20 protein-coding genes and 1 pseudogene are annotated in these 15,475 nt (G+C 61.7%); 8 read left to right on the forward strand and 13 right to left on the reverse strand.

Features of this window, described 5'->3' with window-relative positions; all coding sequences use genetic code 11:
* Nucleotides 1–8 precede the first annotated feature (8 nt).
* From ACFO5X_RS18925 to ACFO5X_RS18985, 13 genes and pseudogenes are all read right to left on the reverse strand, one after another.
* Nucleotides 9–521 carry a TlpA family protein disulfide reductase gene (locus ACFO5X_RS18925; RefSeq protein WP_380719895.1) on the reverse strand — a complete coding sequence of 171 codons (513 nt, stop codon included), beginning with the start codon at nucleotides 519–521 and terminating at the stop codon, nucleotides 9–11.
* Nucleotides 518–1,111, reverse strand: a complete 594-nt coding sequence (locus ACFO5X_RS18930) for a DsbE family thiol:disulfide interchange protein (RefSeq protein WP_380719897.1) — start codon at nucleotides 1,109–1,111, stop codon at nucleotides 518–520. The genes ACFO5X_RS18925 and ACFO5X_RS18930 overlap by 4 nt, the downstream gene beginning before the upstream one ends.
* Nucleotides 1,108–1,533: a c-type cytochrome gene (locus ACFO5X_RS18935; RefSeq protein WP_380719899.1), complete on the reverse strand. Its 426-nt coding sequence runs from the start codon at nucleotides 1,531–1,533 to the stop codon at nucleotides 1,108–1,110. The genes ACFO5X_RS18930 and ACFO5X_RS18935 overlap by 4 nt, the downstream gene beginning before the upstream one ends.
* A gap of 154 nt (nucleotides 1,534–1,687) precedes the next feature.
* On the reverse strand, nucleotides 1,688–1,822 hold the full coding sequence (locus ACFO5X_RS18940) for a hypothetical protein (protein ID WP_009503829.1): 135 nt from the start codon (nucleotides 1,820–1,822) through the stop codon (nucleotides 1,688–1,690).
* Between the two features lie 66 nt (nucleotides 1,823–1,888).
* Nucleotides 1,889–2,356, reverse strand: a complete 468-nt coding sequence (locus tag ACFO5X_RS18945; RefSeq protein WP_380719902.1) for a DUF411 domain-containing protein — start codon at nucleotides 2,354–2,356, stop codon at nucleotides 1,889–1,891.
* Nucleotides 2,357–2,381: 25 nt separating this feature from the next.
* Nucleotides 2,382–3,728: a multicopper oxidase family protein gene (locus tag ACFO5X_RS18950; RefSeq protein ID WP_380719904.1), complete on the reverse strand. Its 1,347-nt coding sequence runs from the start codon at nucleotides 3,726–3,728 to the stop codon at nucleotides 2,382–2,384.
* A gap of 740 nt (nucleotides 3,729–4,468) precedes the next feature.
* A pseudogene (locus ACFO5X_RS18955) lies at nucleotides 4,469–5,425 on the reverse strand (cation diffusion facilitator family transporter).
* Nucleotides 5,415–6,170 carry a transglutaminase-like domain-containing protein gene (locus ACFO5X_RS18960; protein ID WP_100161091.1) on the reverse strand — a complete coding sequence of 252 codons (756 nt, stop codon included), beginning with the start codon at nucleotides 6,168–6,170 and terminating at the stop codon, nucleotides 5,415–5,417. Before ACFO5X_RS18960 ends, ACFO5X_RS18955 begins: the two are co-directional and overlap by 11 nt.
* A 51-nt stretch (nucleotides 6,171–6,221) precedes the next feature.
* Nucleotides 6,222–7,772 carry an IS66 family transposase gene (gene tnpC / locus ACFO5X_RS18965; RefSeq protein ID WP_380720122.1) on the reverse strand — a complete coding sequence of 517 codons (1,551 nt, stop codon included), beginning with the start codon at nucleotides 7,770–7,772 and terminating at the stop codon, nucleotides 6,222–6,224.
* A 54-nt stretch (nucleotides 7,773–7,826) separates the two neighbouring features.
* Entirely contained in the window at nucleotides 7,827–8,180 is a 354-nt protein-coding gene (gene tnpB, locus ACFO5X_RS18970; RefSeq protein ID WP_271690354.1) for an IS66 family insertion sequence element accessory protein TnpB, read from the reverse strand.
* Nucleotides 8,181–8,247: 67 nt separating this feature from the next.
* A complete protein-coding gene (locus ACFO5X_RS18975) occupies nucleotides 8,248–8,595 on the reverse strand; it encodes a transposase (protein ID WP_271690353.1) in 348 nt (115 codons plus the stop codon).
* A gap of 153 nt (nucleotides 8,596–8,748) precedes the next feature.
* On the reverse strand, nucleotides 8,749–9,327 hold the full coding sequence (locus ACFO5X_RS18980) for a cation efflux transmembrane domain-containing protein (protein ID WP_380719907.1): 579 nt from the start codon (nucleotides 9,325–9,327) through the stop codon (nucleotides 8,749–8,751).
* A gap of 103 nt (nucleotides 9,328–9,430) precedes the next feature.
* The gene (locus ACFO5X_RS18985; RefSeq protein ID WP_013959865.1) at nucleotides 9,431–9,859 is read right to left on the reverse strand and encodes a MerR family transcriptional regulator; all 429 of its coding nucleotides are present in this window, start codon (nucleotides 9,857–9,859) and stop codon (nucleotides 9,431–9,433) included.
* A gap of 207 nt (nucleotides 9,860–10,066) precedes the next feature.
* Between ACFO5X_RS18985 and ACFO5X_RS18990 the strand changes: the two genes are divergently transcribed.
* From ACFO5X_RS18990 to ACFO5X_RS19025, 8 genes are read left to right on the forward strand one after another with little or no spacing between them, the layout of a single operon-like run.
* Nucleotides 10,067–10,633 (forward strand): SCO family protein, encoded by a 567-nt coding sequence (locus ACFO5X_RS18990; protein ID WP_380720124.1) that lies wholly within the window; start codon nucleotides 10,067–10,069, stop codon nucleotides 10,631–10,633.
* A 5-nt stretch (nucleotides 10,634–10,638) separates the two neighbouring features.
* On the forward strand, nucleotides 10,639–11,061 hold the full coding sequence (locus ACFO5X_RS18995) for a disulfide bond formation protein B (RefSeq protein WP_380719910.1): 423 nt from the start codon (nucleotides 10,639–10,641) through the stop codon (nucleotides 11,059–11,061).
* Nucleotides 11,058–11,711 (forward strand): DsbA family protein, encoded by a 654-nt coding sequence (locus tag ACFO5X_RS19000; RefSeq protein WP_088635911.1) that lies wholly within the window; start codon nucleotides 11,058–11,060, stop codon nucleotides 11,709–11,711. The genes ACFO5X_RS18995 and ACFO5X_RS19000 overlap by 4 nt, the downstream gene beginning before the upstream one ends.
* Before the next feature lie 29 nt (nucleotides 11,712–11,740).
* Nucleotides 11,741–12,208 (forward strand): copper chaperone PCu(A)C, encoded by a 468-nt coding sequence (locus tag ACFO5X_RS19005; protein ID WP_088635912.1) that lies wholly within the window; start codon nucleotides 11,741–11,743, stop codon nucleotides 12,206–12,208.
* The gene (locus ACFO5X_RS19010; protein ID WP_088635913.1) at nucleotides 12,208–12,834 is read left to right on the forward strand and encodes an SCO family protein; all 627 of its coding nucleotides are present in this window, start codon (nucleotides 12,208–12,210) and stop codon (nucleotides 12,832–12,834) included. The genes ACFO5X_RS19005 and ACFO5X_RS19010 overlap by 1 nt, the downstream gene beginning before the upstream one ends.
* Nucleotides 12,831–14,204, forward strand: coding sequence for a M23 family metallopeptidase (locus tag ACFO5X_RS19015; protein ID WP_271690352.1), 1,374 nt, complete (start codon nucleotides 12,831–12,833; stop codon nucleotides 14,202–14,204). The genes ACFO5X_RS19010 and ACFO5X_RS19015 overlap by 4 nt, the downstream gene beginning before the upstream one ends.
* 3 nt (nucleotides 14,205–14,207) lie before the next feature.
* Nucleotides 14,208–14,663 (forward strand): DUF411 domain-containing protein, encoded by a 456-nt coding sequence (locus tag ACFO5X_RS19020; RefSeq protein ID WP_043772538.1) that lies wholly within the window; start codon nucleotides 14,208–14,210, stop codon nucleotides 14,661–14,663.
* A gap of 12 nt (nucleotides 14,664–14,675) precedes the next feature.
* Nucleotides 14,676–15,458 (forward strand): ZIP family metal transporter, encoded by a 783-nt coding sequence (locus tag ACFO5X_RS19025; RefSeq protein WP_380719914.1) that lies wholly within the window; start codon nucleotides 14,676–14,678, stop codon nucleotides 15,456–15,458.
* Nucleotides 15,459–15,475 lie beyond the last annotated feature (17 nt).

Below are 15,475 nucleotides of genomic sequence, written 5' to 3' on the forward strand. Positions count from 1 at the left end.
GCTGGGATTCATTCAATAAAGCTTCGCAAAAAGGACACCATCTCGGGATCATCCCATTCGGCCGGGCCGACCAGTCGCCCGAGCTCCCGCCCCTGCGCGTCGATCAGGATCGTCGTCGGCAGGCCAACGGTGCGCAGCGCGGTCATCGAAAGCATGGTCTGGTCGACATACATATTGAGATTGGTGACACCGATCTCGTCGTAGAAACGCCGAACGATTTGTGATCCGGCCCGGTCGATGGAAAGGGCAACCACTTCGAAGTCGTCGCCGCCAAGTTCCGCCTGAAGCGCATCGAGCCTCGGCATCTCTTCGCGGCAGGGGACGCACCAGGTTGCCCAGACATTCACGAGGATCACTTTGCCGCGAAAATCTTCCATGTCTCCGCGGCTGCCGTCATCTTTCTCGTAGCGCACATTGGCGACAGGCTGCGGGGTGTCGTGAAGTGCAAACCCTTGCGGTGTCGCGAAAGCCGCGCCGACGGACAGTGCCCAGGCGATCAGCGCCGGTTTCAGATTTTTCATGGCGTTGTCTCCTTGGCGGATTGGGTTTTGAGGTCACGGACGATCGGCAGCAACGTATCCTGCAGGATCGCTCGCGTGATCGGACCGACATGGCGGTAGGCGACCGTGCCATCGGCGATGACGTAGGTTTCGGGCACGCCATAGACGCCCCATTCGATACCGGCGCGTCCGTTGATATCGGCCCCGATGCGCGCGTAGGGATCACCCAACTCGTCGAGCCAGGCGCGCGCCTGATCGGGCGGGTCCTTGTAGTTGATTCCGTAAAGCGGCACCTCACCGGTTGCGCTCAACTCCATGAACAGCGGATGTTCGGCACGGCAGGGCACACACCACGAGGCAAAGACGTTCACCAGTGACACGTGTCCGATCAGGTCCTGCGTCGAAAGACCTTCTTCTTGGCCGAGCACCGGGGGCAGCGCGAAGTCGGGCACGGGTTTGCCGAGAAGTGCCGACGGCAAGTCGTCGCCACCTCTGAAAAGCCCCCAACCGAACAGGACCATGAGGGCAAAAGCTATCAGCGGCACCAGCACGAACCCGGAGATACCGCGTCGCGACACAGGGTCGGCATTTCCCTCGACCTCTTCCGTCATGGCTGCGCCTGCTCATCGGCAACGGATCGGTTTTCCTGCGACGCGCGGATCCGGTCGGACCATGTGCTTTTGATGTAGTCGAGGATCGCCGTGATCTCATCGTCTGTCAGCACATCCTCATATCCGGGCATGTCGCTTTCGTACCCGTTCCCGACAATCGCCGCCGGTCCGCGTTTCACGATGTCGAGCAATACGCGGTCGGGGTGATGCCAGGTATGGCCGGAGGCATCGTGCGGCGGGGCAGGCAACCTGCCGTTCGGCAATCGTGTGCGCCAATCTGGTTGCCCCTCCAGGTTTGCCCCATGGCAACTGGCACAATTCTCTTGATAAAGGCGCTCGCCCATGAGCACGTCGCTCTGCGCTGCTACTGGCAAAACCGTTGTGGCGAGCAGGACGGCAGCGAGCCTAATGGTGTTTTTCACGGCACTTCCACCTTCTTGTTGCGAACCACATACAGAGAATGAAAAGTGCCGCGAGCAGCGACAGGACAAGCAGGACGCAAAGCGCCCAGACCAATCCCATCGACAACAGGCTGTCGCCGCTGCTGGCACCCTCAATCCGCATTCTGGCACATTTCTATTTTCCGCTGTCCGAGCGGATGTATTTGACCAAGGCGATCGCCGCGAGCACCAGCACACCCACGATCAGCAACCAGACGAGGCCCATCGCAATCATCATGCCGCCGCCCATCATTCCACCGTCCATCATCATGCATTCCATCCATTGTTTTCCCTTGAAGCCGGTCTGACACGGGTTCGCACCAGACCGCGCGATTGATCATTCGACAGCATAGACGGTCGGGCTCACACCTTCTTCGACGGTGTAAATCTTGAAGGGCTCCTGTTTCGCGCCGCCCATACCCGGCGACCCCAATGGCATGCCGGGAAGAGTCACACCGGCAATTTCCGGGCGCTCTTCCAGCAGCCTGTTGACGACATCAATCGGCACGTGGCCGCTGACGACGTAATCGTCCAAAAAGGCTGTATGGCAGCCTTGGAAGTCATCCCGGATGCCCGCATCGCGGCTGATCTGCGCCAGGTCGTGGGTCGGCTTCACCTCCACCGTGAAACCGTTCTCGCGCAGATAGTCCGCGTAGCTCTCGCAACATCCGCATTGTGGGTTCTTGTAGAGCGTGATCTCCTGCGCCGCGGCAGGCGCCGCATTCAGGCTCATCGCAAGGACGGCGACGGCACCTGCCGTGCCGAGGCTGGCAAATCCAAGTATCTTCTTTATCGGTTCATTCATTTTCATGGTCCTAAGTGTGTGAGTTTCAGGTTTTGGTCGTGCCAGGTTCGACACGGATGACGCCCATCATGCCCGCCGCCTGGTGTTCCAGAATGTGGCAATGGAACATCCAGTCACCGGGATTGTCCGCGGCGAAGGCGATCTCGACCCGTTCTTCGGGGGCCATCAGGACGGTGTCCTGCCATTCGCGATACCGAGTCGGTTGTCCGTTGCGGGCGATCACACGGAACGAATGCCCGTGAAAATGGATCGGATGGTGCCAGGCGGTGCGATTATCCATCTCGAACACGTGCGACGTGCCCTGCGGTAGGACCAGCAAGGGGTCCATCATATGACCCGTCGCGGCTTCTCCGTTGATGAACCACATGTTGCCCTCGCGCATCTGGTCCATCATCGACCCCATACCGCTGCCCATCATCATCTGCCCCATCATTCCGCCGTTGAAGACGATCTGGTGCCGCGCGGCCGACGCCATGTCCGGTTCGGCCAGCGGGTTGGGCGGCAGGTCCATCGACCAATCCGGCACACTGTCCCGCAGCCTGTCAGGCCCGTAGACGAGATCGACCAGACGGTATTCGAGGCCTTCGTAGAAGACATCGGTGACCGTGACGGCCTCTCCGGGTTTGCCGGTCATGTCGATTACCAGATCGACACGCATCGCCGGGCCGATCACTACGACCCCGCCGTCAGGGGCATGGGGCGTCACGGGTTGACCGTCCAGCGCGACCACGACTGGTTCAAAATCTCCAAAATCCAGCCCGAATATCCGCGCGTTCGCCGCGTTGATTAGCCGCAAGCGGATGCGCTCACCGGATTGCACCGAGATCCGTTCGGGGATCTCACCGTTGATGGTCACGAAATTGCCAATACGACCGCCGTGCATCGCGTCATGGCGGTTGCCGAAGTCATCCGACAACTGCCCCGCCCGCGTCATGCGCCAGTCGTCCAGCATCCAGGTCAGGTCACGATCCACGCGGATCGGGTCCACCTCCTCGACGATCAGCGGCCCGTAGAGTCCACGTCCGACCTGTTCCGAACTGCGCTGGTGCGGGTGATACCAGAACGTGCCCGCATCCAGCGCATCGAATTCGTACAGGAAATCGCCAGCGGCCGGGATCGGGTCCTGCGTGAGGAACGGCACCCCGTCCATCGCATTGGGCGTGCGGATGCCGTGCCAGTGGATCGTGGTCCCTTCATTCAGCCCATTCTGCGCCAGAACCCGGATACGGTCGCCCTGCCGGACCCTGATTTCAGGGCCGGGGACGGACCCGTTATAGCTCCAGACATTAGTCGGGCCGTATGGTGACGGGCGCAGGGCGGCCTGTCCGGATGCCGCGCGTAGCACGAAGGGGTCCCCTGTTGGATCGGCCATCGCCATTCGTGCAGGTGACAGAGCGGATAGAGCTGTGAAGGCGGCACCGGTGTGCAGCACGTGCCTTCGTGAAATCGGTCTGTGGAGGATCATCGCAACTGCCTTGATCTGAAAGGGTCGCACTCAGCCAGCTTCGGCCAAGGCAACAATCAGGCCTCGCAGCAGGCGAGGCCGGTTTCAGGTTCAGACAGGCAGTTTGGGAGGGAATGGATCAAGCGACGGATTCGTGCCGAGTGAGATCAGAGGTTCGGCACCCCGGACGGCAGTACCAAAAGGCCTCGTGAGCCGCGCTGACGGCATCTTGGCAAGGAGGCCAGAAGTACCGCTGGAGCCGCAAGGAACAGGACACCCACCTTCACAGGCAGTGCCCTCAGCAAATCCGGTGGGATCGCACCCGCCGCAACGGCCATCCGCGCTTTCGGTGGGTTCCATCTGCGCCATAGCCGTGATTGACATACTGGCCGACGACATATCCGGCGCAGTCACTGCACCGAAGGTCAGCATGAGAATCAAAACAAAGCGAAAAACGCAGGTCATACAGTTACTGCTACAACCTTCCAGCAAGGGGAGGTCAAGTGACATTCTGTAACTTGGACGTGATACCCCTGTAGTGTATCCGCCTCAGACCTTCCCTACTGCCCTTCGCAGCCAGTTGCTCATGCAAAGGTTCATCAGTCCACTTGACGTTGGTCGACGTCAACTTGCCGTCGCAAATGAGGAAATGATATCCTCATGCTCGGTCAGCTTTTTTCGTGAGTATGAGTTTCCTCCCCATCTCTCGAATTACCGTGACCATAGAGATCGGCGTTCTGATGAGCGCGATCCTCGTGCTCGAATTCGAGGCTGGAATGGCTGATGCCGAATTCTCCCTTCAGCCGCTTCTTGATCGCGCTCTTGATCTCTTCAATCTTCGACCACCCCTCGGCTGCCACGACGACATGGCAGTCGAGCGCAGCCTCGTGCTCTTGCATTTGCCAGAGATGGACGTGGTGGACGTCGGCGACGCCTTCGACTTTCCGCATCGCTTCGACGACGGCCTCGTTGTCGATGTCCGGCGGGCTCCCGAGCATCAGGGTTCGGATTGGGCCGCCTATTTCAGTGAAAGACAGATACAGGATGTAGATGGCGATGCCGATGGTGATGGCAGGATCGACCCAACGCATGTCGTAAAGGATGATCAGCGACCCAGCGACGATAACCGCGACCGAAGCAAGCGCGTCCGACAGGTTATGCAGGAAAAGCGCGCGGATGTTCACGCTGCCCTTCTGCATCGAATAGGTCAGCATTGCGGTCAGCGTGTCGACCACAAGCGCAATTCCACCGAGAATGACGACGGTCCAACCCATGACTTCGGGTGGATCAATCATGCGCATGCCACCTTCGTAGATCAGTTAGAAGCCGATCAAAATCAGGGTGGTGTAGTTAACCAGGGCTGCGACGATTTCGACCCGACCATAGCCGAAGGTCATGCGCTCATCGGCTGGGCGGCGCGCGATCTTGCGTGCGGCGAAGGCAATGACAAGCGAAGCCATATCGGAAAAGTTGTGCAGCGCATCGGCGATCAGTGCCAGGCTGCCCGACAATATGCCCCCGACGATTTGCGCAACGGTAAGAAGCCCGTTCGCCCAGATCGCGATGGCAACCCGCCGATCGCCAGAATCCGGATCGATATGCGCGTGCCCGTGGTCATGTAGCATTGGCAGGCTCCTCATGCGCGTGTGTCGCGCGTCGGTCAGTCTTGAGGCGGTCGCTGCGGAAACCACGAACGCGCGCATTCATCCAGTGGCGTATGATATGACGGTAAAGGGCACCACGCAGCCATCCAAAGGATTGCTCATGGGAAAAATAGAAGGCGTCCGGCGTATCAAACACGCCGAAATCCTGCACGATGCCGGTTTTCTGAATGTAGGTATCTTCTCCGTTCCAGGCGACGGGAGGCGCGCCAAGGCAATCCGTGCCCGCGCCATAACCGCAGAGACTGTCCGTGTCCGAGAAAGACGTTTGCAGGACTTTGAGGAAAGCGTCATCCAGGATGAAGCCTTCAAGGTTGATCCAGGCACCTTGAAATTCGATCTCGACCCATGAGTGGAGAATTTCCTGCGGAGCAAGCGGATACACCAGCTCAGGTACAACACCGCGCTGCAAGCCTTTATGGATCGTAAACCCATGCAACCGGCAACGAATGCCGACACCACGCAGCAGCGCCATCAAGAGCGTGCCTTTGGTATTGCACTGCCCGTAGCCGTCGGAAAGCACTTCCGATGCGGGGATGTCGTCAGCTCGATTGTATCCGAACGCGATTTCATTCCGAACGAAATCATAGGCAGCTCCGATCCGATCGTATTCGGATAAGCCGCGCCAGCTGCGGTTCTCAATTAGATGCGCAAGAGGCGCGGCATCAAAATCCAGTAGTTTGGTGGGTACAAGTAGGGGGTCGGTCATATGCAACGGGTCGCTCCTCGAATGTAAGCGCTGTCTGCGCCCCACGCGGGATCAGCTTGACGTGGTGAAGTTCCAGGGCATCAGCTCGTCGATCCTGCTGGCGGGGTGACCGGCGGTGATCGCTTCGAGGGTCGCCTCGAGGTAGGCGAAGGGCTCCACGCCGTTGATCTTCGCGGTGGCGATCAGGGAGGCGATGCGGGCCCAGGTGCGGCCGCCCTCGTCGTGGCCGGCGAAGAGTGCGTTCTTTCTTGTCAGGGCGATCGGGCGGATCAGGTTTTCGACGGCGTTGGAGTCCATCTCGACGCGGCCGTCGTGGAGGAAGGTCTGCAGGCCGCCCCACTGGCGGTGGATGTAGGTCAGTTTCTCGCCGAGGCGCGACTTAACCGAGATACGCAGACGCTGTGCCTGCAGCCAATCACCGAACTCGGCCACGAGGGGCGCGCTGCGGGCCTGACGGGCCGACAGACGTTGGCCCGGGCCCATGCCCCGGATCTCGAGCTCTATGCGGTAGAGCTCAGCGATCCGGCGCAGGCCCTCGGCGGCGATTTCCGAGCCGTCGCGGTCGAAGACCTCCTTCAGCTTGCGCCGCGGATGCGCCCAGCAGTGGGCCACCGTGATCGGCGCGCCGCCCTTGCGGGAGGGGCGCGTCAGTCGATCGTAACCGGTATAGCCATCCAGTTGCAGGATGCCGTCGAAGCCCTGCAGGATCTGCTCGGCATGGGCGCCAGCACGGCTTGGACGATAGGTGAAGACCACGCCGGGCGGGTCATCGCCGCCCCATCCACGATCATCCCGGGCAAGCGCCCAGAGGTAGCCGGTCTTGGTTCGGCCACGGCCCGGATCCAACACCGGGGCGGTCGTCTCGTCCATGAACAACTTGCCGGAGGACTTGAGATGCTCGGTTAGCCTGTCGACCACGGGGCCGAGGTGGAAGGCCGCTGTGCCAGCCCAGTCCGCCAAGGTGCTGCGATCGATCTGGATGCCGGAGCGGGCAAGGATCTGGCTCTGTCTGTAAAACGGCAGGTGGTCCGCGAACTTGGACACCAGGACATGTGCGATGGACCCTTCGGTCGGCAGCCCGCCTTCGATCAGCCGGGGTGCGGCGACAGCCTGAATGACCCCATCCGAGCAGATGCCGCAGGCATACTTCGGCCGGATGTCGACCAGCACCCGAAGCTGCGCGGGCACGATGTCCAGCCGCTCGGTCCGATCCTCGCCGATCCGGTGCATGCGGCCGCACCCACACGGGCACTCAAGGCTCGCCGGTTCGATGACACGTTCGATGCGCGGCAGATCAGCGGGCAGATGGCCGAGATTGCGCTGCCGTCTCCGGCGCGGCGTCGTGGTGGATGGCGCGGCCTGCTCCTTGCGGGCCTCGACCTCCGTGACGGCGGTTTCCAGGTCTTCGAAGGCCAGCTGCCGGTCGTCTTCGCTCAGCTTCTCGGACCGTTTGCCATGCACGACATGGTTCAACTCGGCGACGAGATGCTCGAGGCGCCGGTTTGCGTCCTTCAGCGCACCATTCTCCTGCAGCAGCGCCAGAACGGCGGCGCGCTGGCTCTCGGGGATCGCGGACAGGTCGATGGGCGGGGCGTTGGACATGCGCAGATTATACCGCGCCAAATGCGTCGATGCCCTATCATTCCCTGGGGCGAGTCACTCTGCCACAGCTGGTCTGCGCACCTCCAGCGATCGCACACGGCGCCAGTCCAGGCCGGCAAACAGGGCCTCGAACTGTGCCCGGTTCAGCGTCATGGCCCCATCCCTGATCGCAGGCCAGGTGAAAGTGCTTTCTTCCAGCCGCTTGTAGGCCATCACGAGCCCGCTGCCGTCCCAGAATAGGATCTTCATTCGGTCGGCGCGCTTCGAGCGGAAGACGAAGACCGTTCCGGTAAACGGATCTTCCGCCAGAGTAGACTGGACCAGGGCCGCGAGGCCGTCATGGCTTTTGCGGAAGTCGACCGGCTTCGTCGCCACCAGAATCCGCACACCCTGCGAGGGCATCAGCATGGATGCGCCTCGAGCGCGTGGACGATCTCAGCGACCCGGGCGACGGGCATGTCATGCGCCAGTTCGATCACAACAGCCCCCGAATGATCCTGATCGGGGCCGCCTGCGATGTTACCTCCGGACGCGCTTCCTCCTCGGCGACCTCGCAGACGACGAGCGGCGCAAAGACAGGTTCCTCGACTTCGGCTGCAGGCAGCACCAGCTTGCCCTGTTTGGCCTCTCGTCGCCACGCCGAAAGTTGATTGGGCAGAATGCCAAACCGCTCCGCTACGGCATTTACAGTCGCTCCAGCTTCCAGGGTCATCGAGACGGCCAAGGCCTTTGCTTCATCCGGCCACCGACGATGACCCGACGCGTAGATCTCGACGCCCAGCGATTTGAGAAACGAATTTGTAGCGCACATTGCGAAACGCACTCCCCATCATGAGATGGAGATCACTTCGCAGCCGAAGCCATCAGCAGCAACGTGGGGTCGAGACGACGCTTACCCTCGAATCGTCTTGGAACAAAACTAATTGCTATAGTCACTGTAGCTTCAATCCTTTCTTTCAGAAAGAATCTCCCGCAACTATTTGTCCGTGTGAACCGCTTTGTGGTGTTCGCCGTGTGCGTCGCGCAGAATGTCGATACCTCCCCAGGCCGCGATCTCGGCGACAATCACGCCGACGACGAGGTCCGGCCAGTTGGTTCCTAGCCAGGCGACGAGGCCACCGGCCACGACGATCCCAAGGTTCGCGGCGAAATCGTTGAAACTGAAGGTGTTGGCCGCGCGGATGTTGACGTCCGGATTTTTGAGCTTAGCGAGCAGCCAGACGCAGACCGCGTTGATGGCTGCTGCGATCAGGGCCATGGCGATCATGATCGTCCCGAGCGGATCTGACCCACCGATGTAGCGGCGCCACGCATCGTAGAGGATGCCTGCAGCGAACAGGATCAGCAGCCCGCCGGAAACGTTCGCCGCCCCGCGTTTCCATTTGGCGGATCGGGACAAAGCGAAAAGGCTGATCGCGTAGACGAAGCTGTCGGAGAGGTTATCGAGCCCGTTGGCGATCAGGGCACTTGAGTCGCCGAAGGCGCCTGTTGCGAAAAAGGCCACGGCCAAACCGATATTGAGCGCCAGAACGATCCAAAGCGTCCGTCTCTCCATTGAATCTTGTCTAGCGGCCATTTTGTGGTTCCAGCTTGTGTTGTACGACACATTAACTTCTGCGGCTGATCTGCGTTCCAGCCGGATTGTTGGCTGAATTCCTTCAGGCCCCGATTTCCTCGTGTTCGGTCAAGCATTCCGAATGGTCCCGCAACACCTCAAGCACCTTGCAATCTCCCGTCCGCCCGCCGCTGCATTCGTGAACCATGCGTTTCAGTTCCGTGCGCAGCGCCTTCAGGCGGGCCATGCGCTGCTCCACCTGTTTGAGCTGGCGACGCGCGATGGCATCAGCCTCATCACAGGGCCGGTTGGGATGGTCGCTGAGGTCGAGCAGCTCGCGGATCGCATCGAGCGAGAAACCGAGTTGTCGCGAGTGGCGGATGAAGGACAGTCGATCAAGCTGTGCATTGTCGTAGCGCCTCTGTCCGCCTTCGGTCCTGCCAGGTTCGGGCATGAGTCCGATCTGTTCGTAGTACCGGATGGTCTGCACTTTTGTGCCAGTCTTCTTTGACAGAGTACCGATCGTGAGCATTTTCGCCTCCATGAAAAAGATACAGTTTGTGTAGGTTTTGCCGTCGGAATAAACAAGTGTCGGATTCACAGACGCGTGAGTTCAAGCTATACCATGATTTCGTGCTTGAACCTCTAGCGGCTAGAGGATGTATCCGCACAGGCAATAAGGATCAAAATCAGGCGAACAGGATTGTCCCTTACATCGGCACAGAAGTTTCTTTGGGTTTTGGCAGGCGTGGCAGCGCTTGCCTTCGTGTGGCTTCTGCTCTGGTCCGACTATCGTTCCGATAGCGCCCGAACCGACGCCGAACCGCCTTTTTTCGCTGAGTTCGAACTGACGGACCACCAGGGTATGGTTCGAACCGAGGAGGACTTTGCGGGGCGCTGGATGCTGGTTTTTTTCGGCTTTACCAACTGCCCCGACGTCTGCCCGACGACCCTATCCGAGGTCGCGGCGGTGATGGACGGTCTGGGCGACGATGCCGCCAAGGTCCAGCCGATTTTCATAACAATCGACCCTGAACGAGACACGCCCGCAGCACTCGCCGGATACGTCCCGCTGTTCGATGCGGGCATCATCGGGCTGACCGGCATGCCGGAACAGATCGCCGCCACATCCGAGACCTTTCCGATCTTCTTCGAACGCGTCGAAGAGGCTGCGGCGCCGGATGGTTACACGATGGGCCACACGTCGCATCTGTTCCTCTTCGATCCCGACGCGGGCTTCGCCGACTCGTGGCCCTACGGCACCTCCGCCGAAGAGATCCTCGCCGACCTGGAAGAGAGGATCTGACCGACATGAACCGTATGTCCGGAGAAACAGCCCTCGGGCTGGCGTGGATCATCGCGCTCGTCGCCTCGCTTGCCGTGCTTTTCATCGGCGAGGTGCTGGGGCAGACGCCCTGTGTGCTGTGCTGGTTCCAGCGCGCCTTCATGTTCCCCTTGGCCATTATCCTCGGGCTGGGCCTTTGGTGGCGGGACGGCCGCGTGGGGCGCTATGGCATCGCATTGGCGCTTGGCGGCGGCGCAGTCGCCCTGTGGCACATTGGACTGTACGTCGGTCTTGTTCCCGAACGCATCCAGCCCTGCACGGCGACCGGCCCCTCTTGCACCGATGACAACCAACTGGTCTTAGGCATCCCTATCCCGCTGATGGCGCTCGCCGCCTTCGCGCTGATCGGGGCGCTTTCGGCCCTTTCATTGAAGGACACACGAACATGAACCGACGCGGCCTGATCCTGTCCGTTCTCGCCCTCGGCGTCGCCGGTTTCGGCGGAGCCACCTGGTTTGCAACCCGCCCCGGCCCGGTGGCCGAAGCGGAGCCTGTTGCGCCGGAACTCGCGGACGCGATGATCCGCCCCTACTCGCCCATCCTCGGGCCTGCGGAAGCGCCCGTCACGATCGTCGAATTCTTCGATCCGGCCTGCGAGGCCTGTCGCGCCTTTCATCCCATCGTGAAGGACATCATGGCCGAGCATGGGGATGCTGTCCGCGTCGTGATCCGCTACACGCCCTTCCACGGCGCGGCATCCGAGGAAGCGATCCGCGTGCTCGAGGCTGCGCGCATGCAGGACATTTACGTGCCGGTGCTCGAGGCCGTTTTGCGGGAACAGCCGAGATGGGCGTCGCACGGTGCCCCGGAGCCTGGTCTGATCCTTCAAATCGCCGCCACGGCCGGACTCGATGCCGAGGCCGCGCGCACGCAAATGCTGGCACCCGATGTCGTGGCGATCCTGAACCAGGATCGTGCTGACGTCGAGACCGTGGGAATTCGCCAGACGCCCACATTCTTCGTGAACGGCAAGCCGCTCGATCCGTTCGGGGAGGCAGAACTGCGGCGATTGGTGGCTGCCGAAGTCGCTGCCGCGTAAAGCTGAATGGAAAGGGCAGGATCAGAACGATGAAAAAGTATATTTTGACCGGCACACTGGCCGTGCTTTTGACCTTTGGAGGGCTCTCAGTGCCCGCGCTGGCCGGACCAGAGGATGTTGTCGTCGAGAACGCGTGGTCCCGCGCCTCCATCGGGATGAACCGCCCCGGGGCCGCCTACATGGCGATCCGCAACACTGGCGACGAACCGGTGACGCTGATCGGCCTTACAACACCGCTCGCGATGATGCCCGAAATTCACGAGACGAAGACCAATGCCGAAGGTGTGAGTTCCATGAGCCCGGCGGGGGAGATCGCGATCGCCCCTGGCGAAAGCGTCGCGCTCGAGCCGGGCGGCCTGCACGCGATGCTGATGCGGCTGAAAGAACCGATGACGGAAGGGGACACCTTTCCGCTGACCCTGCTTTTCGACGACGGAGGCGAAGTGACGGTCCATGTGCCGATCCTCGGCATCGCCGCGCGAGGGCCGGAGGACTGATGCGGCGACGGGCGATCCTGGGGTACGGCGCGGCTGGTGTCGGGGCGGTCGCCCTGATGCTCTTCGTCGGTTGGTGGCAGGTCGATGGACCCGGTGGACCCGAACCTGTCGGGCAGCGGCCTATGGCCCTGACCGAGATGGATTTCCGTCTGACGGATCATGAGGGCAACGCGGTCGGGCCGGAAACCCTGATCGGTCGCCCGACGATGGTGTTCTTCGGCTTCACCTACTGTCCCGATGTCTGCCCGACCACGCTCTCGGACATTTCGGGATGGCTCGACGATCTGGGAGACGAGGCCGACGAGATGAACGTGGTCTTCATTACGGTCGACCCCGAGCGCGATACCGTCGAGGCGATGGCGGAATATGTCGGCTACTTCCATCCTGGGATACGTGGCTGGACGGGACCGGAAGAGCAGATAGCGCGCGTCGCGGACGGCTTCCGCGCCACCTACGAGCGAGTACCGGCGGAGAGCGGCGATTACACGATGAACCACACCGCGAGCGTCTTCCTGTTCGCAGCCTCTGGGCGATTCGTCACCATGATCGACTATCACGAGCCCAAAGAATTCGCGGTGCCGAAGATCCGCCGCGCGCTGGAAGAAGAAATGGAGGGGGCGACATGAGGCTCAGATCTTTGGCGGCTTGTGTCGCAATTGCGGGGACGGTTTCGGGAGCGGCTATCGCCATCTCTGATTCCATGTCGAAAGAACCCGTGCCGCCGGAACTTGCCCAGGCAGGTAGCTGGATGCCCCAAGGTCCTGAAGCCCCCCAGAACGTTGACATCCCCGTGACGCTGCCCGCGGCGGCATGGGCAGACGATGCACCCGACCTCAGCCCGCTGCCCCTTCTGCAGGCCGCGTTTGCCGACAGGCCGGTGCAAGCGATCGAGCCACCCCTGTCGACGTGGTCGCGCGACATTGCTCCGGGCGAAACGCTCGATTTCTTGCTGTCAGAGGCCGGTCTTGCGGCACCTGACAGAGCCGAAGTTGCCCTCGCGCTTGGTGCGGAATACGATCTGCGACGGCTGCGGCCGGGGCACTCGGTCACTGTCGCTTCGACCGTGGACGGCAGCCCCCGCACCGTCTCACTCGCCGTCGAGGACGGGGTTCGGATCGAGGTGGTTTTCGGCGAGCAGTTGTCCACACAGGTCGTGGCTCCGGATCCGGAGATCGTAACCCTTGCCGGCGAAGCCGTGATCGACAGCTCGATCTTCGCGGCACTCGACGAAGCCGGCATACCCGCCCGTTTTTCCGTGGACCTTGCGCAGATGCTGGGTGGGACCGTGGATTTCCGCCGCGAGATGGCCGGTGGCGAAACACTAAGGCTTCTCTGGCGTGAGGCGCGGGTCGGAGAGGACAGGATCGGACAGCCCGAACTCGCCTTCGCCGCACTGGAGGTCGGCGGTTCGCTTTACGAGATCGTATGGCCGGACGACGGCAGCGGTCAGGCGACGATCTACGTCGATGGCGAGGTGCTGCGCGTCTTCGCACAGCCGGTCGAGGGTGCGCGCCTCAGCTCGGTGTTCGGACGCCGCACGCATCCGGTCTTTGGCAACGTCCGGATGCACACCGGCGTCGATTTCGCAGCGGCACGTGGGACACCGGTTCAATCGACGGCACCGGGGCGGGTTAGTTTCATTGGCTGGCGCGGTGGCTATGGCCGTGTGGTCGAAATCTCGCACGGCTCCGACACCATGACGCGCTACGCGCATCTGAGCGCCGTGCCGGAAGACCTGGCACAAGGCCAACGCGTTGCGGCGGGAGATGTGATCGGCCGCGTCGGCGCGACTGGCACGGCGACAGGTCCGAACCTGCACTACGAAGTCCTCGTGGATGGGCGCCCGACTGACCCCCTCACTGACGACCGGCTCGCCGAAGCAGCCGAGAGCGAAGCGGATGATACCGCCGCGCTCTCGCGTCTGGCCGAGGCGCGCGCGCTTCTGAATGAAAACCTCGGCAGCGAGATTGCCAAAACGACAACCGAAAGGCTCTGACCCATGAAACGCATGACCCAAGCTCTCGCCATCACGCTCGCCCTGTTCCCAGCGGCCCAGGCCCTCGCAGAGGCAACGGCGATCGACGTCCGCAAGACCAACGGATGCGGCTGCTGCCTCTCGTGGATGAAACATCTCGAAGAGAACGGGTTTGTGCCGACCGGCCAGGACATGTTCGGCGGGCTTCTCGTGCGCTTCAAGCTAGACAACGGCGTGCCGCAGCGCATGGTCTCCTGCCACACCGCGCTCATTGACGGCTACGTGATCGAGGGCCATGTACCGGCCGCTGACATCCGCCGCCTTCTCGAGGAGCGCCCGGACGCCGTCGGCCTCGCTGTTCCGGGGATGCCCTATGGCTCGCCCGGCATGGGGCCAGAAGACGACCGTGAAGCCTATGATGTCTTCCTCATCCGCAAGGACGGGTCGACGGAAGTCTTTTCGAGCTACGCCGAAGGATAATCTGGCCCGCCCATGGGAAATCTGTCTCCGATAATGCTCGGCTTTCTCGGAAGTCTTGCCGCCGGATCGCTCACAGCAGTCGGAGCGGTTCCCGTGCTGTTCGGGCGCATCCCGTCTCGGGCCACACGCGATCTGTCGCTCGGCTTCGCTGCCGGTGTGATGCTCGCCGCTTCTTTCTTTTCGCTGATCATCCCGGCATTGGATGCGGCGGAGCCGATGTTCGAAAACGGCGCGATGCCTGCGGCCATCGTATGCGTTTCGATTCTTCTGGGCATGGGGGCTGTCGCCCTGATGAACGAAAAGCTGCCGCACGAGCACTTCAAGATGGGACGCGAAGGGCCCGAAGCGGCGTCTTTGCGGCGGGTCTGGTTGTTCATCATTGCGATCACGATCCACAACTTCCCCGAAGGCCTTGCCGTGGGGGTCGGCTTCGGATCCGGAGGTATGGAGGGCGGTTTGCCGCTTGCTGTCGGCATCGGGCTTCAGAATGCGCCCGAAGGATTGGCCGTCGCTGTATCTCTGCTGGGCGAGGGATATCCGAAGCTGCGCGCCTGGGGCATCGCGGCGCTGACGGGCATGGTCGAGCCGATTGGCGGCCTGCTCGGGGCCGGGATCATCACACTGTCGGAACCGCTGCTGCCATGGGGACTGGCCTTTGCCGCGGGCGCAATGCTCTACGTCATCAGCCACGAAATTATCCCCGAAACCCATCGCAGCGGCCATCAGAACAGGGCGACGCTCGGTCTCGCAGTCGGGCTCGTTCTGATGCTGTTTCTCGATGTCTGGTTGGGATGAGACAATGTCACTAAACA

It is taken from the genome of Seohaeicola nanhaiensis (assembly GCF_042654245.1).
GTDB classification, from domain to species: domain Bacteria; phylum Pseudomonadota; class Alphaproteobacteria; order Rhodobacterales; family Rhodobacteraceae; genus Seohaeicola_A; species Seohaeicola_A nanhaiensis.